The organism is Streptomyces sp. NPDC006743 (assembly GCF_040703815.1).
Classification (GTDB): Bacteria; Actinomycetota; Actinomycetes; order Streptomycetales; family Streptomycetaceae; genus Streptomyces.
In genome coordinates, this window is the sequence record NZ_JBEYJA010000007.1 from 117,983 (window position 1) to 141,378 (window position 23,396).

Annotated in this window: 21 protein-coding genes; 8 read left to right on the forward strand and 13 right to left on the reverse strand. The window is 73.6% G+C overall.

The features are described 5' to 3' along the window. The first annotated feature begins 72 nt into the window (after positions 1 to 72). Positions 73 to 492, forward strand: coding sequence for a hypothetical protein (locus ABZ719_RS08900; RefSeq protein ID WP_366724516.1), 420 nt, complete (start codon positions 73 to 75; stop codon positions 490 to 492). A 549-nt stretch (positions 493 to 1,041) separates the two neighbouring features. On the opposite strand, the gene ABZ719_RS08905 is transcribed toward ABZ719_RS08900, so the two are convergent. After that, positions 1,042 to 2,124, reverse strand: coding sequence for a hypothetical protein (locus ABZ719_RS08905; protein WP_366724517.1), 1,083 nt, complete (start codon positions 2,122 to 2,124; stop codon positions 1,042 to 1,044). A gap of 329 nt (positions 2,125 to 2,453) precedes the next feature. On the opposite strand from ABZ719_RS08905, the gene ABZ719_RS08910 reads away from it, so the two are divergent. Beyond that, a complete protein-coding gene (locus ABZ719_RS08910; protein WP_366724518.1) occupies positions 2,454 to 3,146 on the forward strand; it encodes a class F sortase in 693 nt (230 codons plus the stop codon). Positions 3,147 to 3,203: 57 nt separating this feature from the next. Here ABZ719_RS08910 and ABZ719_RS08915 read toward each other — a convergent pair whose 3' ends face one another. Beyond that, complete coding sequence (locus ABZ719_RS08915; protein ID WP_366724519.1) at positions 3,204 to 4,049, reverse strand: polysaccharide deacetylase family protein; 846 nt, start codon at positions 4,047 to 4,049, stop codon at positions 3,204 to 3,206. A gap of 294 nt (positions 4,050 to 4,343) precedes the next feature. Here ABZ719_RS08915 and ABZ719_RS08920 point away from each other — a divergent pair, with 294 nt between their 5' ends. Beyond that, positions 4,344 to 4,823, forward strand: coding sequence for a universal stress protein (locus ABZ719_RS08920; RefSeq protein ID WP_366724520.1), 480 nt, complete (start codon positions 4,344 to 4,346; stop codon positions 4,821 to 4,823). Positions 4,824 to 4,940: 117 nt separating this feature from the next. Further along, positions 4,941 to 6,368: an amino acid permease gene (locus ABZ719_RS08925; RefSeq protein WP_366724521.1), complete on the forward strand. Its 1,428-nt coding sequence runs from the start codon at positions 4,941 to 4,943 to the stop codon at positions 6,366 to 6,368. A 254-nt stretch (positions 6,369 to 6,622) separates the two neighbouring features. Here ABZ719_RS08925 and ABZ719_RS08930 read toward each other — a convergent pair whose 3' ends face one another. Continuing rightward, complete coding sequence (locus ABZ719_RS08930; protein ID WP_366724522.1) at positions 6,623 to 7,783, reverse strand: CapA family protein; 1,161 nt, start codon at positions 7,781 to 7,783, stop codon at positions 6,623 to 6,625. A gap of 307 nt (positions 7,784 to 8,090) precedes the next feature. Here ABZ719_RS08930 and ABZ719_RS08935 point away from each other — a divergent pair, with 307 nt between their 5' ends. Then, positions 8,091 to 8,636, forward strand: coding sequence for a sigma-70 family RNA polymerase sigma factor (locus tag ABZ719_RS08935; RefSeq protein WP_366724523.1), 546 nt, complete (start codon positions 8,091 to 8,093; stop codon positions 8,634 to 8,636). Positions 8,637 to 8,782: 146 nt separating this feature from the next. Further along, positions 8,783 to 9,307, forward strand: a complete 525-nt coding sequence (locus tag ABZ719_RS08940; protein ID WP_366724524.1) for a hypothetical protein — start codon at positions 8,783 to 8,785, stop codon at positions 9,305 to 9,307. Between the two features lie 339 nt (positions 9,308 to 9,646). Here ABZ719_RS08940 and ABZ719_RS08945 read toward each other — a convergent pair whose 3' ends face one another. Both ABZ719_RS08945 and ABZ719_RS08950 read right to left on the reverse strand, forming a co-directional pair. After that, a complete protein-coding gene (locus tag ABZ719_RS08945) occupies positions 9,647 to 10,510 on the reverse strand; it encodes a DNA-formamidopyrimidine glycosylase family protein (RefSeq protein WP_366724525.1) in 864 nt (287 codons plus the stop codon). Between the two features lie 92 nt (positions 10,511 to 10,602). Next, positions 10,603 to 12,690 (reverse strand): SpoIIE family protein phosphatase, encoded by a 2,088-nt coding sequence (locus ABZ719_RS08950; RefSeq protein ID WP_366724526.1) that lies wholly within the window; start codon positions 12,688 to 12,690, stop codon positions 10,603 to 10,605. A gap of 95 nt (positions 12,691 to 12,785) precedes the next feature. Between ABZ719_RS08950 and ABZ719_RS08955 the strand changes: the two genes are divergently transcribed. Further along, positions 12,786 to 14,210, forward strand: a complete 1,425-nt coding sequence (locus tag ABZ719_RS08955; protein WP_366724527.1) for a lipase maturation factor family protein — start codon at positions 12,786 to 12,788, stop codon at positions 14,208 to 14,210. A 187-nt stretch (positions 14,211 to 14,397) separates the two neighbouring features. Here the strand turns inward: ABZ719_RS08955 and ABZ719_RS08960 are convergent, their stop codons facing one another. The 8 genes from ABZ719_RS08960 to ABZ719_RS08995 are packed head-to-tail and all read right to left on the reverse strand — an operon-like array spanning position 14,398 to position 22,414. Beyond that, entirely contained in the window at positions 14,398 to 15,249 is an 852-nt protein-coding gene (locus tag ABZ719_RS08960; protein ID WP_366724528.1) for an amidohydrolase family protein, read from the reverse strand. Then, positions 15,246 to 15,560: an L-rhamnose mutarotase gene (locus ABZ719_RS08965; protein WP_366724529.1), complete on the reverse strand. Its 315-nt coding sequence runs from the start codon at positions 15,558 to 15,560 to the stop codon at positions 15,246 to 15,248. Before ABZ719_RS08965 ends, ABZ719_RS08960 begins: the two co-directional genes overlap by 4 nt. Continuing rightward, a complete protein-coding gene (locus tag ABZ719_RS08970; RefSeq protein ID WP_366724530.1) occupies positions 15,557 to 16,558 on the reverse strand; it encodes an aldo/keto reductase in 1,002 nt (333 codons plus the stop codon). The genes ABZ719_RS08965 and ABZ719_RS08970 overlap by 4 nt, the downstream gene beginning before the upstream one ends. Next, a complete protein-coding gene (locus ABZ719_RS08975) occupies positions 16,555 to 17,310 on the reverse strand; it encodes an SDR family oxidoreductase (protein WP_366724531.1) in 756 nt (251 codons plus the stop codon). Before ABZ719_RS08975 ends, ABZ719_RS08970 begins: the two co-directional genes overlap by 4 nt. Further along, complete coding sequence (locus ABZ719_RS08980; protein WP_366724532.1) at positions 17,307 to 18,737, reverse strand: L-fuconate dehydratase; 1,431 nt, start codon at positions 18,735 to 18,737, stop codon at positions 17,307 to 17,309. Before ABZ719_RS08980 ends, ABZ719_RS08975 begins: the two co-directional genes overlap by 4 nt. Before the next feature lie 38 nt (positions 18,738 to 18,775). Further along, positions 18,776 to 19,804 carry an ABC transporter permease gene (locus ABZ719_RS08985; RefSeq protein ID WP_366724533.1) on the reverse strand — a complete coding sequence of 343 codons (1,029 nt, stop codon included), beginning with the start codon at positions 19,802 to 19,804 and terminating at the stop codon, positions 18,776 to 18,778. Beyond that, complete coding sequence (locus ABZ719_RS08990) at positions 19,797 to 21,302, reverse strand: sugar ABC transporter ATP-binding protein (protein ID WP_366724534.1); 1,506 nt, start codon at positions 21,300 to 21,302, stop codon at positions 19,797 to 19,799. Before ABZ719_RS08990 ends, ABZ719_RS08985 begins: the two co-directional genes overlap by 8 nt. Beyond that, positions 21,299 to 22,414, reverse strand: coding sequence for a sugar ABC transporter substrate-binding protein (locus ABZ719_RS08995; protein ID WP_366724535.1), 1,116 nt, complete (start codon positions 22,412 to 22,414; stop codon positions 21,299 to 21,301). Before ABZ719_RS08995 ends, ABZ719_RS08990 begins: the two co-directional genes overlap by 4 nt. Positions 22,415 to 22,585: 171 nt before the next feature. Here ABZ719_RS08995 and ABZ719_RS09000 point away from each other — a divergent pair, with 171 nt between their 5' ends. Then, the gene (locus ABZ719_RS09000; RefSeq protein WP_366724595.1) at positions 22,586 to 23,338 is read left to right on the forward strand and encodes a FadR/GntR family transcriptional regulator; all 753 of its coding nucleotides are present in this window, start codon (positions 22,586 to 22,588) and stop codon (positions 23,336 to 23,338) included. The last annotated feature ends 58 nt before the right edge of the window (positions 23,339 to 23,396 follow it).

Consider the following 23,396-nt stretch of genomic DNA (forward strand, 5'->3'; position numbering starts at 1 on the left):
GATCATCGAGGTGCATTTCAGGCGCACGCGGAAGAGGTCCGCAGCTGCTCCTCGGGGACCGGAGGATTCACCATGCGCGTAATACGCGTTGTTTCGGCGGCACTGCTGGGGCTCAGCGCCCTCACCCTCTCCGCTCCCGCGGCCGTCGCCAGCGGAGGCGACAGCTCCTACGGCGGGGGCGGCGGTGAGAGCCACTCCTACGGCGGCGGCGGTGGCGACCGCTCGTACGGCGGCGGAGGCGGTGACAGCCGCTCCTACGGCGGTGGAGGCGGCGGCCGCTCCGAGGACGGTGGTGACGACGAGGAGGGGCGCGGCGGCCGCGGCGGCGGCAAGCCGGAGCACTTCCAGCACGGCGTCCGCGCGGGCGAGGGCGGCACCCTCGCCGGCTTCGACCTGAAGGAGGTCGGCATGGGCACGGCGCTCATCGCCGGCTCGGTCGGCGCGGCGTACTACCTGTCGCGCCGCCGCACCGGCGAGGAAGGCGTCGCCTGACGCCGCCGGCCCGTCCTGCACATGTCTCAGCCCCGGACCCGCATGGGTCCGGGGCTGAGACATGTGCACGGGGCGGGGGAAGGAGGAGGGGAACGGGCGCCCAAGGGGCAGAGGGCGGAGGGAAGAGGACGGAGGGCAGAAGGCAGAGGAACACGGAGGGCACCGGGTGGGGCGGCTCGTCCCCGGGGCCTCGGGTCCCGGCCTGCGCACGGGGCGGAGGCCGGGACCCGCGGCCCCGGGCCGGGAGCACCGGCGACATTCGTGCCGCACGGAGTCGCAGCGCCAGCCGTACTCCGGGGCCCTCTCCCCGCCCTCTCCAGGGCCCTCTCCCGCCTTCTCCCGGCCCTCCCCAGGGCCCTCTCCCGCCTTCTCCGGGCCCTCTCCGGGTCCCCCCTCGGCTCTCTCCGCCCTCTCTCAGCACACTTCTCGGAACACTTCCCGGAATCGGGACACCTCTCGTAACAGGGTCAGGCCGCACCGCACTTCGCCACCGGGCGCGTCAGCCGTCCCTGGAACCGGGCGTCAACCCCGCACCTGGCGTGACGGGTGTCAGCCGCGCCTCTGGGGGCGGCGGCGCGTCCAGAAGACGCCGCCGCCGATGGCGCCCGCGGCCAGCAGCCCGCCGCCGATCGCGACGTCCGCCTTGGTGGCGCCGGTCTTCGTGGCGCCACCGAGCCCGCCGCGGACGCCGCCGACCACGGTGAACGCCCCAGGACGGGTCAGGGTGCGGCCGCCGCACTCGACCGTGATCTCGTAGGTGCCGGGCCGGACGTCCTGACGGATCGTCGCCACGACCCGTGCGATCTCCCCGGCGCCGGTGAAGGGGCGCAGCGGGGTGCGTGCGAAGGCGCCCGACACGGCGGTCCCGCCGGTGCGGCAGCCCTGCACCGTGATCGCCAGTTGCCCGCCGCGGGCGATCGCACCGGGCAGGGCCTGGATGTTGCGGATGCCGTCGGCGCCACCACCCGGACCGCCACCCGGACCACCGCCCGGCCCGCCACCGAGGCCGCCTCCCCCTCCGCCGAATCCATCGCCCGGACCGTTGCCCGGGCCGCCGCCGCGGCCGAACTCGCCACCATGGCCATGGCCGAACTGACCGCCGTGGCCCTGGCCCGACTCACCGCCGTGACCATGGCCGAACTCGCCTCCGTGTCCGTGCCGCGGCCCCCGGTCCGGCCCCCGCCCGAAGTTGCCGTCCGGCCCCCGTCCGAAACCACCGACCTGGCCGTTGCCCGGCCCGCCGCCCACCTGGCCGTTACCGAACCCGCCCCCAGGACCGCCGCCCGGGCCACCCTCCGGACCGCCGCCGGGTCCCCCTCCGACGCCGCCGAATCCGCCCCCCTGCCCGTTGCCGGGACCACCGATCTGCCCGCCGCCGATCTGCCCGCCGCCGAACCCTCCCCCTGGGCCGCCCCCTGGCCCACCGACCTGACCGTTACCGAAACCACCGACCTGACCGTTGCCGAAACCACCGACCTGACCGCTGCCCGGGCCGCCGACCTGGCCGCTGCCCGGTGCGACGTCCCAGCCGCCCGGGGCGTCGCCGCCCTTCGCTACAGCCACCGGGGCGGCCAGCCCTACGGCGGCGACGGCGGCCACCAGGACCGCCAGAGGGGTGCGAGTGATGGACATGTGTTCCTCCGCGGAAGGCGCCCCGGGGGCCCGTACCCGGTCGATCGGCGAGAAAGCACCTCCGGGAAAACCCTCGGATGCCCAGTTCAGGGACGCATTTCGGCACTCGTCCGACCCGGTGAGCCATTCCCCCGGTGAATTCACCCCGTTGGATAACGCCGCAGGTCACCGGTTGTCATGAAGCCCCCGTACGGCGCGACTCGGATGGCGCACGGAAATCCGGCCCGCCACCCGTTCGCTCCCTCCCCGTCGCCGGTTGGGCAGACGGGACTTAGCGTGCTGCTGTGCGCGAACGACGCGGTGGCGGCCGCATCGAGAGGGGATGGCGAATGTCTGCGAGCGGGCTGTCCGGAATCGTGGAAGAGGAGGAGCCGCAGCCGCGGCGGAAGCGTGCCCCGTGGGGTGTGATAGCGCTGGTCCTGCTCGCCGGGCTCGCCCTCATCCGCAACGGCTCCGGAGAGTTCGACGCCGGTCCGCCGCAGCCCGCGAAGGCGGCGGCCCCGGACGTCGGCCGTCCGCCCAGCGCCGCGCCGGCCACGGACCCTGCCGCCGCCGGGCCGTCGCTGCCCGAATCGGTGCCCGACCGGGTCCGGATCCCGCTGATCCAGGTCGACGCCCCCATCACCCCGGTCGGAGTCGACTCCGACGGCTGGGTGGCCGCTCCCCCGCCGGACGACCCTAATCTGGCCGGCTGGTTCAACGGCGCCGTCACGCCCGGGGAAAAGGGAACCGCCGTAGTCGTGGGCCATGTCGACAACAAAATGGGCCCGGCGGTCTTCTACGGACTGGGCGCCCTGAAGAAAGGGAACCACGTAGAGATCCACCGGGAGGACGGAAAGACGGCGGTTTTCGAGGTGTACGGCGTCGAGGTGTTCGAGAAGAGCGACTTCCCCGGCGACCGCGTGTACGGCTCGAAGGGCACTCCGGAACTGCGGCTCATCACCTGCGGCGGCGATTACACCAAGCAGACCGGATATCAGGGCAACGTCGTCGTCTTCGCCCGTCTGGCCGAGGTCCGCTGAACGCCCCGGGCCGGCCCCGGCGCGGCGGGGTCCGCGGCCGGGCGGGCCCGTTCCGCGTCAGGTGTACGTGCGGCGCGGGACGGTGAAGCGGTAGCCCTCGTCGAGCAGTCTGGGCAGGTACTTGCGCAGGGCACGGACGGTCTGCGACCGGTCGCCCCCGGCGTCGTGGGAGAGCACCACGACGCCGGGGGCGGCGCCGCGCTCGACGCGGCGCACGATGGTGCTGGTGCCGGGGGTGGTCCAGTCGAGGCTGTCCACGGTCCAGGCCAGCGGCTCCATGCCCATCTCGGCGTTGAGCTGGAAGACGTTGCGGTTCCACGCGCCGTAGGGGGCGCGGAACCACAGCGGCCGCTCGCCGTAGGCCTTCTCGATGACGTCGCTGGTGCTCTCGATCTCGTCGCGGATCTCGCTGCGGCTGAGCTGGGTGAGCAGCGGGTGGGTCCAGGTGTGATTGCCCACGACGTGGCCCTCGTCGGCCATCCGGGCCAGCAGGTCGCGGTTCCAGTCGGCCATCTCGCCGCACACCATGAACGTCGCCCGGATGTCGTACTTGGCCAGGGTGTCCAGGACGTGCGGGGTGTAGTCGGGGTTCGGGCCGTCGTCGAAGGTGAGCAGCATGGTGTTGCCCCGGCCGGAGAAACGCAGGATGGGGGCGGTGCGCACCTTGGTCGGCAGGGGGCGGGCGCGCTGGGGGACGTCGCCGGTCAGCGGGCGGAGGCGGTAGGCGGAGGGTTTGAGGGCACCGCGCGCCTGGGGGCCCGCGGCGGGGGCGGGAGCTGCCGCCGGGGTGCCGGAGGAGCCGGAGAGCAGCAGGCCGGCCGTGCCGGCCGCGCCTGCCGCACCGAGGGCGGCGGCCCCGGCGAGCATGGCCCGGCGCCGCGTGAACAACTGATCCTTCTGCATGACTCATCAGTGACCGGGCGGTCCCCGCGGCACCGGCACGGCGGCACGAAAGCACCCGCCCGGCCCAGTTGGCGGCGGCCGGGGTCCCGCCCGGCCCGACCGGCGAACTCCGGTGGCCCGTCCCCGGCCGCCGCGCCGTCCCGGTCAGCGGCGGCGCACGAGGGGGACGGCGGCGTCGGACGGTCTTCCGACCGCACGTGTTCCCCCGGTGGTGGCCTGCGCGGTGGGCACGCGGCGGGTTCGGGGGCTCCCCGGGAGGGTCCCGGAGGAAGACGTTCCGATAAGCTACTCAGCGTGACGGAACAGCACGAGGAGCACGAGCAGCAGGCGCACCGGTTCGAGCGGGGCACCGACGGGCCGAAGGTGATCGTGACCGGGGTGGACGGCTCCGACTCCTCCATGCGGGCCGCCGCCTACGCCGCCGGTCTGGCCCGGCGTCAGGGCGCGCGGCTGGCCGTCGTGTACGTGCAGCCGGTGATGTCGGCGGGGGCGGCGATGGGCGCGCCGGTGGCCGAGACGACCGACGAGATCGCCGAGGACCTGGTCCAGCAGATCCGCGAGTCCGCCGAGCGGCTGAAGGGGATATTCGAGGTCCGCTGGGAGTTCCACACCTTCCGCGGCGATCCGTACAACGGCCTGGTGACGGCCGCCGACGAACTGAAGGCGGACGCGGTGGTCGTCGGCGCCTCCGAGCAGGCCGGGCACCGGATCATCGGCTCGGTGGCGGTGCGCCTGGTGAAGGCGGGAAGGTGGCCGGTGACGGTGGTCCCGTAGCGGAGCGCACCGCGGCCCTGCGGCCCGTGGGGCGTGCGTGGCGTCTTCCGTACCCGGCGGCGCTGGGCCATCATGATCCGCCGTCAGCCGTTTGCCGTCTGCGAAGAGGTGAGGCGCATGGCCGGGCTCCGTATGGGCGAGGGCATTCTCCGCCGTAAACCCATCGAACACATCGAGGAGACGGAAGCCGGCGAGGGACCGAAACTCGAACGCTCGCTCGGGTTGTGGCAGCTCACCGCGATCGGCGTGGGCGGCATCATCGGCGCGGGCATCTTCACACTGGCCGGCACGGTGGCCAACGGCACGGCCGGTCCGGCCGTCCTCGTCTCCTTCCTGATCGCGGGCGTGGCCAGCGCGTGCGCCGCGCTGTCGTACGCGGAGTTCGCCGGCCTGATCCCGAAGGCGGGCTCCGCCTACACCTACGGGTACGCGGTGCTCGGCGAGTTCGCGGGCTGGTTCATCGGCTGGGACCTGCTCCTGGAGTACACGGCGATCGTGGCGGTGGTCGCCATCGGCATCTCCGGCTACTTCAGCTTCCTCGTCGAGGACATGGGCGCGCACCTGCCCGCGTGGATGCTGGGCGCGCCCGGCACCGGGTCCGGGCACCGGGTCGATCTGTTCGCGGCCGTCCTGTGCCTGCTCATCGCCTGGCTGCTGAACCTCGGCATCCGCAACGCGGCACGTTTCGAGATGATCGTGGTGGTGCTGAAGGTCGTCGTGGTGCTGGTGGTGATCGTGGTGGGGGTGTTCCACATCCACAGCGCGAACTACCACCCGTTCTTCCCGTACGGGGTCAGCGGGGCGTTCACCGGCGCGGCGACCGTGTTCTTCGCGGTCTTCGGGTACGACGCCATGTCGACGGCGGCCGAGGAGTCCAAGGACGCCCAGCGGCACATGCCGAAGGCGATCATCTACTCGCTGGCGATCGCGATGGTCCTGTACGTGGCGGCCTGCCTGGTGCTGACCGGGATGCAGAAGTACAAGGACATCGACAAGGAGAGCGGCTTCGCGACGGCGTTCAAGTCGGTGGGTCTGAGCAGGCTGGCGGACGTGATCGCGGTGGGCGCGATCATCGGCATCCTCACGGTGATGTTCACGTTCATGCTGGGCGTGACCCGGGTGTGGTTCTCGATGTCGCGGGACGGACTGCTGCCGCGCTGGTTCGCGAAGACGCACCCCACCCGGCACGTGCCGACCCGGGTGACGTGGATCGTCGGGGCCGCCTCCGCGGTCATCGCCGGGTTCCTGCCGATCGCCGAGGCGGCCGAACTGACCAACATCGGCATCCTGCTGGCGTTCGTGGTGGTGTGCGCGGCGGTGATCGTGCTCCGTCACAAGCAGCCGGACCTGCCGCGCGCCTTCCGCACCCCGTGGATGCCGTTCGTGCCGGCGCTCGGGATCGTCTTCTCGATCTGGCTGATCACGTTCCTGCAGTGGCAGACCTGGGTGCGGTTCGTGGTGTGGTTCCTGATCGGCTGCGTGATCTATTTCGGCTACTCGTACAAGCGGTCGGCGCTGGCCCCGCGCCGCGACGAGAACGCCTGACCGGCGGCGCGCGTCCCGTAGGGCGGCGCGCGTCCCGCACGGCGGCGAGAGCCCCGAGCGGCAGCTGGGCAGCCCGCCGGCTGCGCACGGCCCCACGGCCGGGGACAGTCCTGACGGATGGGGAACCCCACGGCCGGGGACAGTCCTGATGGATGGGGAAGCCCCCACGGGCGGGCACAGCCCCAACGGGCGGACACGGCCTCACCGGGCGGACACGGCCTCACCGGCCGGGTGCCCCTCCCCACTCCCCGCCGTCACCGACCCATGACCAGACCGTCCTTGGCCGCGCCCCGGGCGAGCACCGCGTCGCGGATCCGGTCGCGTACGGCCTGCAGGCCGGCGCCCCGGTCGATGGCGTCGGCGACGTCGACCACCCGGCCCGCGTCGGGGTCGAACCACTCGGGGACGAACTCGGCCCGGGTCACCTCCCAGCGGCCGCCGGGCCGGGCGGGCGGGGCGAAGGTGAAGCGGGCCAGGGTGCTCTGGCCGGTGCGCGGATCGCGCGGGGTGCTGCCGGGCGCCGGGTCGCTGATCTGGTCGCCGGTGCCGTAGACCACCCAGGTGCCACCCACCTTCTCGTAGGGCTGCGGGAGGGGGGCGCCCGTGCCGAGGATCAGGTCGATGTCGGGGCGGCTCCCGCTGCGTGCGGCGGTCAGCAGGCGCACCAGGTCCGTCTGCTGCCGGTCGGGGCCGGCGGACCGCCCGCGGCCCCAGTGCAGGGACACGACGACGACGTCGGCGCCCGCCTGCCGGGCGGCCCGGGCGTCGGCCACGATCCGGTCGGGGTCGATCAGGCGGAGGGCCCACGGCTGTCCGGCGGGCAGCGGCCGGCCGGTTCCGTGGCTGTAGGCCAGGTGGGCGACGAGCGCGGGACCGGCGCGCAGCAGGGCGCCGCGGGCCTCGGCCTCGGTGCGCGCCGATCCGGCGTGCCGCAGACCGGCGCGGTCGAGGGCGTCCAGGGTGCGGCGGACCCCGTCGGCGCCGTCGTCGAGGGTGTGTCCGGAGGCGGTGGCGCAGCCGTCGTAGCCGGTTGCGGCGAGGTCGCGCGCCAGTTCGGGCGGGTACGTGCCGGGTGCGGTGCCGGTGGGGACGCCGTCGGCGCCCTGGACGGCGTCCAGGTGACACAGCGCCAGGTCGGCGCGCCGGACGACGGGGGCGACGCCGTCCAGCATGGGCCGGAAGTCGTGGCCGCCGCCGCCCGCGTCGAAGTCGGTGCGCTCGAGGACCGCGGCGTCGGGCAGGATGCCGCCGGAGGCGAGCAGGGTGAACCCGGCGGTCTGCCGGGTTCCCGGGGCCGCGGGCGCCGGGTGCGCGGTCGGAGCGTGCCGCTGCTCCCGGTGGTCGGCCCGGCAGGAGGCCGCCGCGGTGAGGAGGGCCGTGACGGCCAGGGCCACCTGGTGTCGGCGTGAGAACATCGGTCGGTTCACCTCGTTGCGGTCGCACCCGCGCCCTGTCTCACCGGCGCTTCGGCAGACGGAGGGAGGGGGGTGCGGTCATATCGGCGGACATGTGACAGTCGGACAGTCGATAGTCAGATGGGTACGGAATCAGGCCGCGCCGCAAACGGCGGCGGTGGCCCGATTGGTCCGTCCGGTGCGCACCGGGCGGACGGCGGCGGCCGACGGACCGTTCGTCGCACCGTTCGTCGACGCGATCGACCGTCCGCCGCACAGCGGCGCACGCGCCCTGTCGCCGCCCGGCCCCCTGCGATGCGATACGGCCATGACGGCCGGAACCACCCTCGCGCCCGCGACGACCGCCGAGCACGAACTCGCCGCGCTGCAGCGCGAGCACGCCCGCCCGCTGTTCGCGCTGCTGCTGCGGCTGTGCGACGGCGACCGGCAGCGCGCCGAGGACCTGCTCCAGGAGACGCTCGTCCGTGCCTGGCAGCACCCGGAGGCGCTGCGCGCCGACGCCTTCGAGTCCGTACGGCCCTGGCTGCTGACCGTCGCCCGGCGCCTGGCCATCGACGCGCGCCGGGCCCGGCAGGCCCGGCCGCCCGAGGTGGACGACGCGGTCCTGGAGAACGCGCGGGTCTGCGCCGACCACGCCGAGCGCTCCACCGCTGCCCTCGATGTGCGGCGCGCTGTGAAGACACTCACTCCGCACCACCGTGAAGTCCTGGTGCTGGTGTACTTCCAGGGGGCCAGCGTGGCGGAGGCCGCCGACATCCTGGGCATTCCTCCCGGTACCGTGAAGTCCCGCGCGTACTACGCGTTGCGCGCGCTGCGCAGGGTGCTCCCGGGGTACGCGGCCGACCTGCGGTGAAACGGACCCCCGGGTCAAGCCTCCGTAAAGCGCCTTGCCGTGGACCACGGTTGAGTAATCGGGTGTTCTCATCCGTGTTCCGCTGGGGCCGTGTCCCAGGAGCCGGGGCCGGGCCACGCGCACCCACCGGAGGAAGGCAGGAAGGGATGCTGCACAGAGGTCAAGAGAGCACGGACGGGGACGACGGGGGCGGCGGCGGTGAACTGGCCGTCCCGATGGCCTGGTTGTACGCCGAGTACATCGCCGACGAACTGCTGCGCACCGGTGATCTGATGCCGCCCTCGTCGGTGGAGTTCCGCGCCGGGCGGGACGCGCTGGCGCTGACCGTCTTCCTGTCCGACACCGACGGCGAGCTGTCCGGCATCCGGGTGATCTCGCAACTGGAGACCTGGCTGTCGCTGACGGCGTACGACCAGCCGTGGCAGGACTGGGTGCGCGAGCGGATGGACTGTCTCGCGGCCGACGCGCACGCCCGCGGCGTGCCCTCCCCCGATCTCGCGCTGGCCGAGGCGGCCTGGCGCTGGCTGGAGGAGACCGAGCTGCTCGCGCCCGACCTGGACGCGGTGCCGGACGGCGCCGCGGCGGTGGGCGAGGACGAGGGGCCGAAGGTGTGGACGCCCGCCTGGCAGCTCGGCCTGCCGCTGGGACACCTCGCCATCCACCTCTTCTGAGCGCGCCCCCGCGCCCCCGCCCCTGTGGCCGCGCCCCCTGCGCCCGAGCGGCACGCGGCTGCGGCGATCGGGCCCGCGGTGCGTGCGGATGGGTGCTCGGAGCACTCCTGCCCGCCCCCTCGCGAGGTCGAGAGCATGAGGTGCCCGGAACGGCGTCGCCACGTCGGCGCGTACGCGCTCGTCGTGCTGGAGGACGCGGACGCCTTCCGCTTCGGGGACCATCTCATGCACTGCCCTCGCCGCGCCGTGCGCCTGAGCGAGCCCGGCGCCACGGCACGGCGGTGGCCGCTGTACCGGCGGGTCACGCCGCGCTCCGTCCCGCCCTCCGCGTCGCCCGTCTCATTTGAGCAGCCGGGAGAGCCTGCGGTCCGCCAGCGGCCTGCCGCCCGTCTGGCAGGTCGGGCAGTACTGCAGCGAGGAGTCGCTGAAGGAGACCTCGCGAACGGTGTCGCCGCACACCGGGCAGGGCTCCCCCGTGCGGCCGTGCACCCGCAGACCGCTCTTCTTCTCGGCCTTGAGCCGGCCCGCCGCGACGCCCCTGGAGCGCTCCACCGCCTCGGTCAGGGTGGTGCGCAGCGCCTCGTACAGCGTCCGGGTCTCCTCGGGGGTCAGCGAGGCGGCCAGCTTGAACGGGGACATCTTCGCCGCGTGCAGGATCTCGTCGCTGTAGGCGTTGCCCACGCCCGCGATCAGGCTCTGGTCGCGCAGGGCGCCCTTGAGCTGCCGCCGCTCCCCCGCGAGCAGCCGCGCGAAGCGCTCCTCGTCGAAGCCGTCGGCCAGCGGATCGGGGCCGAGCCGGGCGATGCCCGGCACCTGGCCCGGGTCGTGCACGACGTACACCGCGAGCCGCTTCTGGGTGCCGGCCTCGGTGAGGTCGAAGCCCGCCCCGGTCTCCAGGGCGACGCGCAGGGCGAGGGGGCCCTTGCCGGGGCGCGGCGCCCCGTCGGGCAGGCGGTCCTTCCACTGGAGCCAGCCCGCGCGGGCCAGGTGGGTGACGAGGTGCGGGCCGCCGCCGGTGGCCAGGTCGAGGAACTTGCCGTACCGGCCGACGGCGGCGATCTCGTGGCCCTCCAGGGCGGTGACGGGCGGGTCGTAGGTCTTCAGGACGCTGATGGCGACGGGCAGCACCCGGACCACCTCGTGACCGACCAGGTTCTCGGCCAGGAAGTCCTTGAGCGCTTCCACCTCGGGCAGTTCCGGCATGGTTCCAGCGTGCCACCGGCCACTGACACCGCCACACGGCGCGGACCGTACCGGCCCGGCCCGGCCCGCGGCCCGGACCCGCCCCCGCGGCCTCACCCGGAATCGCCTATCACGAACTCGCTCCACAGGCACTTGCCGCCGCCGCGGGCCTCCACCCCCCACACGTCGGCGAGCCGGTCGACGAGCATCAGGCCGCGCCCGGAGACGCCCTGCTCCCCCGGTTCACGGCGGCGCGGCAGGGCGCTGGAGGAGTCCTCCACCTCGACCCTGAGCCGCCGGTCGGTGCCGCTGAGCACGCGCAGGGTGACCACGGCGGCGCCCTCGGTGTGCATCAGGGCGTTGGTGATGAGTTCGTCGGCCACGAGTTCGATCTCGTCGGAGCGTTCCCGTGCGCCCCAGGAGCGCACGGTGGCGCGGATCATGTGCCGGGCGCCGGTGAGCGCCTCGGGGTCGCCGGGGGCGACGTGCTGCTGGAAGCGGCCGAGGGGCCGGCGCTCGGTGAGCGCGCGGCGGCGCAGCACCAGCAGGGCCACGTCGTCGTCGCCGCCGCGCTCCTCCGCCATCGCGATCAGCCGGTCGGCGAGGTCGCGTACGTCCTCGGGTCCCGCGGCGATGGACTCGGCCAGGGCACGCATGCCGTCGTCGAGGTCGGCGCCGGGCTGTTCGACGAGGCCGTCGGTGCACAGCACCAGGGACTGGCCGGGGTCGAGTTCCATGGCGCAGACCGGGTACTCCAGGCTGCCGAACTCCGCGGACAGGCCGAGCGGCAGTCCGCCGTCGACGTCGACCCGGCGGCAGGTGCCGTCGACGTGCCGCACCAAGGGGTCGATGTGGCCGGCGCGGACGACCTGGACGACACCGGTGGACAGGTCGGCCTCCGCGTACAGGCAGGTCGCGAAGCGGTCGGTGTCCAGTTCGTGCAGGAAGATGGAGGCGCGGGCCATCACGGTGGCCGGGGTGTGGCCCTCGGCGGCGTAGGCGCGCAGGACGATGCGCAGCTGGCCCATGACGGCGGCGGCGTGCGTGTCATGGCCCTGGACGTCGCCGATGACCGCGCCGACCCGGCCGCCGGGCAGCGGGATCAGGTCGTACCAGTCGCCGCCGATGTCCCGGCCCAGGGAGCCGCCCGCGTACCCGGAGCGGTAGCGCACGGCGACGTCGGCGCCGGGGACGCTGGGGATGGTGCGGGGCAGCATGGCCTGCTGGAGGCCCTGGGCGAGGTCCTTCTCCTGTTCGTAGAGCATGGCGCGCTGCAGGCTCTGCGCGATGCTGCTGCCGAGGGCGACGAGGAGGTTGCGTTCCTCCTGGGCGAAGCCGTGCCGGCCGCTGTAGAGCAGGCCCATGCCGCCGATCGGGCGGCCCTGGGCGACGAGCGGCAGGTAGGCGGCCGAGGTGATGCGCAGCCCGGTGATGTGCGGCCACAGGATGGGGTAGCGCTCGGCGAAGTCCTCCGGGGACTCGATGAAGCGCGGGCTGAGGGTGCGGACGGCCTCGCTCATCGGGTAGGGCTCGTCGATCCGGGTGACGAGGGTGCCGGGGACGGAGCTGCCCTCGGGTCCCTCGGCGACGAGCCGGATGCGGCCGGCCTCGACGAGGCCGAGGACCAGGCTGGTGGAGCCCAGCAGGGCGAGGCCGTGGCTGTCCTTGACGACCTCGATGACGTCCTGGACGGAGTGCGCGTGGGCGAGGGCGGCGGTGGTGGCCTGCACGACGTTGGTCTGCTCGCGGCGGGCCGCGGCCCGGGCGAGGCGCTCCTGGCGGCCGGCGACGTCGTCGAGTTCCTCGGTGGCGTCCCGGATGATGCCGATGATCCGGTGCGGGCGGCCGGTGCCGTCCCGGCGGATGTAGCCCTGGGTGTGGATCCAGCGCAGGGTGCCGTCGCGGCGGCGCAGGCGCATGTAGGTGCCGTAGTTCTCGCTGCCGTCCTTCAGGGCGCGGGCCACCAGGGCCTCCAGGCGGCGCCCCTCGCCGCCGGGGACGCGCTGGGCCAGGGTCTCGGGGCGGCCGTCGTACTCCTCCGGGGTGAGGTCGAAGATCTTGTGGGTCTGCGCGTCCATGCTGAGCAGACCGGTGTCCAGGTCCCAGTCGAAGCTGCCCATGCGGTTGAGTGCCAGGATCGGGTCCGGGTGCGCGGGCCAGTCGTCCGGGAGTGACAGGGCGTGCGCTCCCCGTTCAGCCATGGGGCCACCTTGCCAGGATTTGTCCGATTCTTCGAGTGGGGACCCGGGGAACCCGGGGACGAGGGGATCTCGTCGGGACAGGAGCGTGCACGGTCGTGGGATGGTTCACCGCACCGGACTACTGGCTGACCCGCCTGGTGTTCCAGCGGGCGCTCGCCGCGGTCTACCTCGTGTCGTTCCTGACGGCGGCCCTGCAGTTCCGGGCGCTGCTGGGCGAGCGGGGCATGCTGCCGATCCCCCGGTTCGTGGCGCGGGTGCCCTTCCGGCGGGCGCCGAGCCTGTTCCACCTGCGCTACTCGGACCGGCTCTTCGCGGTGGTCGCCTGGGGAGGCTGCGCGGTGTCGGCGGTCCTGCTGGCGGGGCTGGACGGGTGGCTGCCGCTGTGGGGCAGCATGCTGCTGTGGCTGGTGCCGTGGGCGCTGTACCTGTCGATCGTCAACGTCGGGCAGACCTGGTACGGCTTCGGCTGGGAGTCCCTGCTGCTGGAGACCGGGTTCCTCGCGGTGTTCCTGGGCAACGGCGAGGTGGCCCCGCCGGTCGTGGTGCTGTTCCTGCTGCGCTGGATCCTCTTCCGGGTGGAGTTCGGCGCGGGACTGATCAAGATGCACGGCGACGAGTGCTGGCGGAGACTGACCTGCCTGAACTACCACCACGAGACGCAGCCGATGCCGGGGCCGCTGAGCTGGTTCTTCCACCATCTGCCCGCCCCGCTGCACAAGGTGGAGACGGCCGCGAACCACGTCACGCAACTGGCGGTGCCGTTCCTGCTGTTCACGCCGCAGCCGCTCGCCACGGCCGCCGCCGCGCTGATGATCCTCACCCAGCTGTGGCTGGTGCTGTCGGGCAACTTCGCCTGGCTGAACTGGATCACCGTCGTGCTGGCCCTGTCCGCCGTCCGGTGGCCGGGCGCCGCGCCCTCACCGGTGCCCGCGACACCGCTGTGGTACGAGGTGGTCGTCCTGGCCGTGGCCGCGCTGCTCGTGGGCCTCAGCTACCACCCGGTGCGGAACATGGTCTCCCGCGGCCAGGTCATGAACCGTTCCTTCGACCCGCTGCACCTGGTCAACACCTACGGGGCCTTCGGCAGCGTCAGCCGGATCCGCTACGAGGTGGTCGTCGAGGGCACGCTGGACGAGGTGCCGCGCGAGGACTCCGACTGGCGGGAGTACGAGTTCAGGGGCAAGCCCGGGGACGTACGGCACTGGCCGCGCCAGTTCGCGCCGTACCACCTGCGCCTGGACTGGCTGATGTGGTTCGCGGCGCTCTCCCCGGCGTACGCGGGGCCGTGGTTCGGCGCGCTGGTGGAGCGGCTCCTGGAGAACGACCGCGCCACCCTGCGGCTGCTGCGCCGCTCGCCCTTCCCGCCCGGCCGGCCGCCGCGCTACGTGCGCGCCCGGCTGTTCCGCTACCGCTACACGACCTGGCAGGAGCTGCGCGCCACCGGGGCCTGCTGGGACCGTACCTATGTGCGGGAGTTCCTGGCGCCGACGCGGCTGGCGGGGACGGCGCGGCACACCTGACGGGGCCCCTTGTCAGACCCGCCCGCTACGGTCGGTGACATGAGAATCACAGGGATTCCCGCCGTACGGCCCCCCTGGCCGGCCGGGGTGAAGCCGGGCCCCGACGCCGGCACCGGCCTCCCGGCGGCCGTCGCCGCCCTGGGCGGGCGGTTCGGGACGAGACCGCGCCGGCCGCTCGCCGGCCCGGTCAGCCGGACGGGCCCGCCTCGTAGACACGGGTGGCCGTGCCCTCGAAGACCGCCGTGCGTTCGCTCTCACCGAGCCCGGCCGTCAGGTCGCGGGCGGTGCTGAGCACGTCGGAGTAGGACGCCGCCAGGGTGCACACGGGCCAGTCCGAGCCGAACATGAGCCGGTGCGGGCCGAAGGCGTCCAGCACCGTGTCCGCGTAGGGGCGCAGGTCGGCGGGGGCCCGGCGGGCGGGGTCCGCCTCCGTGACCATGCCCGACAGCTTGCAGACGGTGTTCGGCACGGCGGCCAGCGCCCGGACGGCGTCCGCCCAGGGCTGTGTGCCGCCCGAGGCGATGGGCGGCTTGCCCAGGTGGTCGAGGACGAAGGTCAGCCCGGGGTGGCGGGCCGCCGCCTCGGCGCAGGCGGGCAGCTGGTGCGGGACGACGACCAGGTCGTAGACGAGGCCCGCCTGCGCCACGGCGGCCAGGCCGCGGCCGACGTCCGGGCGCAGCAGCCAGCGCGGGTCGGGCTCGGACTGGACCTGGTGGCGGACACCCTTGAGGTGGCGGCCGCCGGGCAGGGCGCGCAGGCGGGCCAGTTCGTCGGCGACGTCCGGGCGGGTGAGGTCCGTCCAGCCGACCACGCCCCAGATCAGCGGATGCGCCTCGGCGAGGGACAGGAGCTCCGGGGTCTCCTCGGGCACGGTGACGGTCTGGACGAGGACCGTGCGCTCGACCCCGGCCGCGCGGGCCTGGGGTTCCAGGTCGGGGAGTGTGAAGTTCCGGCGCAGCGGGCTCAGTTCGGGGCCGGTGATCCAGTCCTGGTCGCGTACCGACAGGTCCCAGACGTGGTGGTGGGCGTCCACGGTCACGGCAGCTCCCAGACGACGGGCAGGCCGGCGGCGGCGCCGTCGCGCGAGTAGTCGTGCACGACGTCGAGGAGATCCGCCATCCGGGCCTGCCAGGCCACGTTGACCGGCAGCTTCTCCAGTGCGGCAAGCAGACGGGGGTAGTCCTCGCACTCCAGGAGGTGGAAGAGATCGGTTCCGCTGCGCCAGATCGTCCACGAGGTCGCCCCGGCGGCGCGGATGGCCGTGGTGAGTTCCGGCGGGACCTCGCGGTGGGCGGCCTCGTAGGCGGCGACGCGGTCGGCGCGGACCTTGGTGTGCAGGGCGACTCTCATGACGGCTCCTCGCGGGGCAGCAGGCCCGCCTCGCGCAGTTCCTGCCAGAACGCGGCGGGGACGGGGACGGCGAACTGCTCGGCGCAGTCGCGGACTTCGGCGGCCGAGCGGGCTCCCACCAGGACGCCGGCGACGGCGGGGTGCGCGGCGCAGTAGGAGAGGGCGGCGGCGCGCAGGGTGATGCCGTGGGCGGCGGCGGTCTCCTTGATGCGCAGGGCGCGGTCGAGCAGCGGTCGCGGGGCCCGGGCGTAGTCGTACGTCGCGCCGGGCCCCGGGTCGGCCAGCAGGCCGGAGTTGAAGACGCCGCCGACGACGACCGGGACCCCGCGCTCCAGGGCCGCGGGCAGCAGGTCGGCGAGGGCGCTGTGGTCGAGGAGGGTGTGGCGGCCCGCGCACAGCACCACGTCGACGTCGGTGTCGCGGACGAAGCGGGTGAGCATCGCCGACTGGTTCATGCCCGCGCCGATCGCCCCGACCACGCCCTCGGAGCGCAGCTTCTCCAGCGCCGGGTAGCCCTCGCGGAAGGCCTGCTCGGCGTGGTCGTCGGGGTCGTGCAGGTAGACGACGTCGACCCGGTCCAGGCCGAGGCGGTCCAGACTCGCCTCCAGGCTGCGGCGGACGCCGTCGGCGCTGAAGTCCCAGACGCGGCGGTGGGTGGCGGGCACCGCGAAACCGGCGGCCAGGTCGTCACCGGTGCGGCCGCCGGTGCCGTCGCCTGTGCCGTCGTCCGTGCCGACGGGTTCGAGGAGGCGGCCCACTTTGGTGGAGAGGGTGTACGACGCCCGGGGGCGGCCGCGCAGGGCGGCGCCCAGGCGGCGTTCGGACAGGCCGAGCCCGTAGTGCGGGGCGGTGTCGAAGTAGCGGATCCCCGCCTCCCAGGCGGCGGCCACCGCCTCGTGGGCCGCTTCCTCGGTGACCTCGGTGTACAGGTTGCCGAGGGCGGCGGCGCCGAAGCCGAGGGGTCCGGCCCCGATGCCGCCGCGGCCGAGGGCGGTCACTGTCCCACCGGGCGCAGCCGCAGGCCCTGCATGCCGCCGTCGACGGCGAGGGCCGTGCCGGTGGTGGCACCGGAGTGCGGGCCGGCCAGGTAGGCGATGGCGGCGGCCACCTCGGCCGCGGTCACCAGGCGGCCGGTGGGCTGGCGGGCGCTCAGGGCGGCGCGTTCGGCGGCCGGGTCGGGGGCCGCGTCCAGCAGCCGTCCGACCCAGGGGGTGTCGACGGTGCCCGGGTTGACGCAGTTGACGCGGATGCCCTCGCGGACGTGGTCGGCGGCCATGGCGAGGGTCAGGGAGTACACGGCGCCCTTGGTGGCGCTGTACAGCGCGCGCTGCGGGAGGCCGGCGGTGGCCGCGATCGAGCAGGTGTTGACGATCGCGGCGCGCTCGGAGGCGCGCAGGTGCGGCAGGGCGGCGCGAGCGGTCCGCACCATGCCGAGGACGTTGACGTCGAAGACGCGGCGCCATTCGTCGTCGTCGTTGTCCTCGACGGTGCCCTGGGCGCCGATGCCCGCGTTGTTGACGAGGATGTCCACGCCGCCGAGGGTGCCGGCCGCGGAGGCGACGGCCGTGCGCACCGACGCGTCGTCGCTCACGTCGGCGCGGAAGGCGTGCAGCGGCTCCTCCACGGCCGACGGGTCCAGGTCCAGCACGGCGACCCGGGCGCCCCGCCCGGCGAGGAGAGCGGCGGTGGCCCGGCCGATGCCGGAGGCGCCGCCCGTCACCAGGGCCCTCAGTCCGTCGAAGTCGTTCATGCCGCGTGTCCCTTCCGCCGCTCGTGACGCCTCTGCCGGTCCTGCCCGCCCGGGCCGTCCTGCCCGGGCCGCCTGTCGTTCCCGCCCTGCTCGTCCCGTCCGGCCCGCTGTGCCAGGTCGGCGGCCCAGAAGGTGCCGCCGGGGAAGGTGTAGCGCTCGATGGACCCCGGTCGCAGGGCGGCCGAGAAACCGGGGGCGGCGGGGGCCGTGTAGTGGCCGTCGCGGATCACCACCGGGTCGAGGAAGTGGTCGTGCAGGTGGTCGACGTACTCGATGACGCGGTCCTCGGTGGTGCCGGAGACCGCGACGTAGTCGAACATCGACAGGTGCTGCACCAGTTCGCACAGGCCGACGCCGCCCGCGTGCGGGCAGACGGGGACGCCGTACTTGGCGGCCAGGAGCAGGATCGCGAGGTTCTCGTTGACGCCGCCGACGCGGGCCGCGTCGATCTGGAGCACGTCGAGGGCGCCGGCCTGGAGCATCTGCTTGAACACGACGCGGTTGTGCACGTGTTCGCCGGTGGCGACCTTCACCGGGGCCACCGCCTCGCGGATGGCCGCGTGGGCGAGGACGTCGTCGGGGCTGGTGGGCTCCTCGATCCAGTACGGGTCGAACTCGGCGAGCGCCTTGGTCCAGCGGATCGCCTCGGCCCTGTCCCAGCGCTGGTTGGCGTCGATGGCGATGCGGATGTCCGGTCCCACGACGGCGCGGGCGACCCGGCAGCGGCGTACGTCGTCGTCGAGGTCCGCGCCGACCTTCAGTTTGATCTGGGTGAACCCGTCGGCGACCGCCCGGGCGGCGAGCCGGGTCAGCTTCTCGTCGTCGTAGCCGAGCCAGCCGGGGGACGTGGTGTAGCCGGGGTAGCCGCGCTCCAGGAGGCGGGCGGTGCGCTCGGGCGCGCCCTGCCTGCCGCGGCGCAGGATCTCCAGCGCCTCGCCCGGGGTGAGGGCGTCGGTGATGTAGCGGAAGTCGATCTGCCGCACCAGCCAGTCGGGTTCGGCCTCGGCGAGCAGCCGCCACAGGGGCAGCCCGGCGCGTTTGGCGGCGAGGTCCCACACGGCGTTGACGACGGCGCCGATCGCCATGTGCATCACGCCCTTCTCCGGGCCCAGCCAGCGCAGTTGGCTGTCCCCGATCAGGTCCCGGAAGAGCGAGCCGGGATCGGCGCACACCTCGTCGACGGACCGCCCGACGACGTGGTGGCGCAGCGCGTGGACCGCGGCGACCTGGACGTCGTTGCCCCGCCCGATGGTGAAGGTGAAGCCGTGTCCCTCCGGGCCGCCCGCGGTGTCGGTGCGCAGCACGAGGTAGGCGGCCGAGTAGTCGGGGTCCGGGTTCATCGCGTCGGAGCCGTCCAGCTCGCGCGAGGTGGGGAAACGGATGTCGTAGGTGTCGACCGCGGTGATGCGGGCGGGCGTCGGGGACACGGATGGCCTTTCGTTCGGTGGCGGGGTGACCGGCGTGGTCAGTCCTGGGCGCGGCCCGTGGTGACGCGGGCGATCATGAGGGCGACCAGGATGATCCCGCCGTAGATGGCCTGGATCCAGAACGACGGCACCTGGGCGAGGGTGAGCAGGTTCTGCACCACGCCGAGCAGGAGGACGCCGGTGAGCGCGCCGGACATGGTGCCCCGGCCGCCGTCGAGGCTGATGCCGCCGATGACGGCCGCCGCGAACACGGTGAAGATCATGTTCTGGCCCTGGTTGGCGCTGATCGCACCGACGTAACCGGTCTGCATGATGCCGCCGACGGAGGCGAGGACGCCCGCGACGACGAACACGCCGAGCATGACCCGTTCCACGCGGATGCCGGCGGCGCGGGCCGCGTCCGCGTTGCCGCCGATGGCGTACAGGGCGCGGCCCACGCGGTGGTACTTGAGGACCAGGCCGGTGACGGCGAAGGCGACGGCGGCCAGCCACACCGACATGGGGATGGTCAGGAAGGTGGTGGTGGCCAGGGAGTAGAAGCTGTCGGGCATGCCGAACAGCGTCTTGCCCTTGGTCGCGCCGACCAGCAGGCCGCGCAGCACGATCAGCATGGCCAGCGTCACGATGAACGCGTTGAGCTTGAACTTGACGACCAGGACGCCGTTGAAGGCGCCGACGACCGCGCCCGCCACGAGGACCGCGAGCAGGGCGAGCGGCGCGGCCAGTTCGGTTCCCCAGCCCGACTGGGCCGCGGGCAGGACGAGCAGGGCCCCGACGGCGGGGGCGATGCCCACGACGGATTCCAGGGACAGGTCGAACTTGCCGGTGATCAGCACCAGCGACTCGGCGAGGACCACCATGGCGAGCGCGGCGGAGGAGCCGAGGATGGAGATCAGGTTGCGTTCGGTGAGGAACGAGTCGTTGACGGCCGTGCCGAGCACCATCAGCAGCAACAGGGCGGGCACCAGGGCCAGTTCGCGGGCCCGGCGCAGCAGGACGGTCCGGGCCGGGCCGGCGGCGGCGGTGCGGGGGGACGCGAGCGGCGGGGCGGCTTCGGTGTCAGCCATGGTCCACTCCTTCGATGGAGGCGATCAGCTCGTGGTCGCGCCAGCCCGCGTGGTGTTCGGCGACGATCCGGCCGTGGAAGAGGACGAGGACGCGGTCGCAGCGGCGCAGGTCGTCGAGTTCGTCGGAGACGACGAGCACGGCGGTGCCGTCCTCGCGGGCGCTGTCCATGCGGGCCAGCAGGGACTCCTTGGACTTCACGTCGACGCCGGCGGTGGGGTTGATGAGGACGAGCAGGCGGGGGTCACCGGCGAGGGCGCGGGCCATGACGACCTTCTGCGCGTTGCCGCCGGACAGGTCGGACACCGGCTGTTCGGGGCCTTCGGTGTGGATGCCGAGGCGGTCGATCAGCTCGCGGGCGAAGCCGCGCCGGGCGCCGGTGCCGACGAAGCCGTGGCGGCCGAGGCGGTCCAGGACGCTCAGGGTGGCGTTGTCCCCGACGGTCATGCCGGCCACCAGACCCTGCTCGTGCCGGTCGCGCGGGACGCAGCCGACGCCCGCCGTCAGGGCGGCCCGCACGTCGCCGAACGGCAGGGCGCGGCCGTCGAGCCGGGCGCTGCCGGCGGTGGGGGTGTGCAGTCCGGCGAAGGACTCGGCCAGTTCGACCTTGCCGCTGCCGCTGGAGCCCGCCAGTCCCACCACCTCGCCGCCGCGCACGGTCAGGTCGATGTCCTGGTACGCCCCCGAGCCGAGCCCGTGCGCCTCCAGGACCACGGGGGCGTGGGCGGCGACGGGCGCACGCCCGAGGCCGCTCTCGGTGACCGATTCACCCGCCATGGCCTCCACCAGGGCGGCCCTGGGCAGGTCGGCGACGGGGGCGGTGGTGATCCAGCGGGCGTCGCGCAGCACGGTGACGGTCTGGCAGACCTCGTACACCTCCTGGAGGTGGTGGGAGATGAACAGGAAGGTGACGCCGGAGTCCTGCAGGGCGCGCATGCGGGTGAACAGCCGCTCGATCTCGCGGTTGTCGAGCTGGGCGGTGGGTTCGTCCAGGACGATGAACCGCGCGCCGAAGCTCAGCGCCCGCGCGATCTCGACCATCTGCCGGTCCTCGACCTTGAGTTCCGAGGTGCGGGCGCCGGGGTCGACGCGCACGTCCCAGGTGGCGAGCAGGCCGGCGGCCTCCTCGCGCAGCCGCCGCCAGCTGATGAGCCCTCCGCGGCCGGTCGGCTGCCGGTTGATGAAGAGGTTCTCGGCGACGGTGAGTTCGGGGACGACGGTCGGCTTCTGGTAGACGCAGGCGACCTTGCGGCGCCAGGCGTCGCGGTCGGTGAGCGGGGGCGCGCTCACGCCGTCGAAGCGGACCTCGCCCTCGTCGGGGGCCTGGAGGCCGGTGAGCAGGGTGACGAGGGTGGACTTGCCGGCGCCGTTGCGGCCGACCAGGGCGTGGGACTCGCCGGACCGTACGGTGAGCCGGCCGTCGGCCAGGGCGACGGTGGCACCGTAGCGTTTGGTGACGCCCCGCGCCTCCACCAGCGGAGCGGTCTCGGTGGGGCTCATCGGACCGTGTTGCCCCACAGCCCGGGGTCGTCGACGTTGTCCTTGGTGACCAGGGGCGCGGGCAGCTGGTCCTCCAGGGTGCCGTTGGGCAGCTTCACGATGGTGGAGCCGTGGTCGGTCGGGCCCGGCGTGAACGTCCTGCCCTGCATGGCCGCCTTGACGTAGTACATGCCGTACTTGGCGTAGGCGTCGGCCGGCTGCGAGACGGTGGCGTCGATCTCGCCCTTGCGGATGGCGTCGAACTCCTGCGGGATGCCGTCGTTGGAGACGATCGCGATGTGCCCGGCCGTCCCGGCCTTCTTCAGCATGTTCTTGGACTTCAGGGTCTGCAGGGTGGGTGCGAGGTAGACGCCGCCGGCCTGCAGGTAGATGCCCTTGAGGTCGGGGTCGGCGTTCAGGAGCGTGTCGAGTTTGGCGGCGGCGGTGTCGGACTCCCACTTGGCGGGGATCTCCAGGACCTTCAGCCGGGGGAAGCTCTTCTTCACGCAGGCGCGGAACGCCTCCGAGCGCTCGCGGCCGTTGACGGAGGCGAGGTCGCCCATGATCTGCACGACCTTGCCCGAGCCGATGTGCGCGCCGAGGTACCGGCAGGCCTTCTCGCCGTAGGCGACGTTGTCCGCGCGCACGACCATGGCGACCTTGCCCTTGTCGGGCGCCACGTCGACGGCGACCACGGGCACGCCCTTGCGTTCGGCCTGGTCGAGGCCGGCCTGGATGGCGGCGCTGTCCAGCGGGGCCACGACCAGGCCCTTGACGCCCTGGTTCAGCTCGTTGGTGACGTCGGTGATCTGCTGCGAGGGGTCGCTGTTGGAGTTGACCGTCTTCAGCGCGTCGACGCCTTGGGACCTGGCCATCTTGGGCACGTAGTCGTTGTACGACTGCCAGAACGGCGAGGTCAGCAGGGGGAGGATCACTCCGACCTTGCCGCTGCCGTCGCCCTTGGCCCCGGTGGCGGCGGTGTCCTTGGTGCTGCCGCAGGCCGTGAGCGCCAGGGCGCCGCAGGCGGCCGCGGCCGTCGCGCGCACCGCCCAGCCCAAGGGCCGCCCCTCGCTGCGCCGCCTGCCGGGCCGCCGCCTGCCTTGCCGTCCGTTCCGCACTTCTGTGCCGGCCATCTGTCGGCTCCTCATCGAGCGAGATCGAGCAGTTGCCCGCATACTTATCAGACCACTTGGCGCGCACAACACCCTCCGGAGCCAGGTTTTCGCGTTGCTCGGCCGTAGTGGTAGGACCACCTCGGTGATTAGACTGCGGCGCACGGCGACAGGAGGAGTGGCGTGGACGAGATGCCGACCGGCCCGGCAGGGCAGACGGAGACGGAGAGCGCCGTGAGTGCCTCACCCGCCGGTGCCGGGCCGAAGGGCACGGTGACGCAGCGCGCCATCGACCAGGTCAAGGCGATGATCGCGGAGGGCCGGCTGGAGCCCGGCCAGCGGCTGCCCACCGAACGTGACCTGGCGGCCGGGCTGGGCATCTCCCGCAGTTCGATGCGCGAGGCGATCCGCGCGCTCACCGTGCTCGGGGTGCTGGAGGCCCGGCACGGCTCCGGGATCTACGTGACCCAGCTGGAGGCCGGGGACCTGCTGGAGACGTTCGGTGTCGTCGCCGACCTGACCCGCGGCCCGCGCCTGGTCGAACTGCTGGAGGTGCGCCGGGTCCTGGAGTCGACGGCGACCGCGCTGGCGGCGGCCCGGATCACCCCGGAGCGGCTGGCCGAGGTCGAGAAGCACCTGAAGGCGATGAACGCCACCGACGACCCGGAGGAGATCCTCGCCCACGACCTCGCCTTCCACCGGGAGATCGCGGGGGCGGCGGGCAACGAGACGATGGCCGCGATCCTGGACGGCCTGTCCTCGCGCACCTTCCGCGCCCGGGTCTGGCGCGGCTACCAGGAGGAGGGCGCCTTCGCCCGCACCCGCCGCGAACACGCCGCGATCTTCCGGGCGTTGACCGCCCACGACCCGGAAGCGGCCCGCGCGGCGGCGGCGGCCCACGTCGGCGAGGTCGAGGAATGGCTGCGCACACAGATGGGCCGGTAGGGGCCGCGGCCGGGGGGAGCGGGAGGGTCGCGTCCGCACGCGGAACACCGCAGGGCGG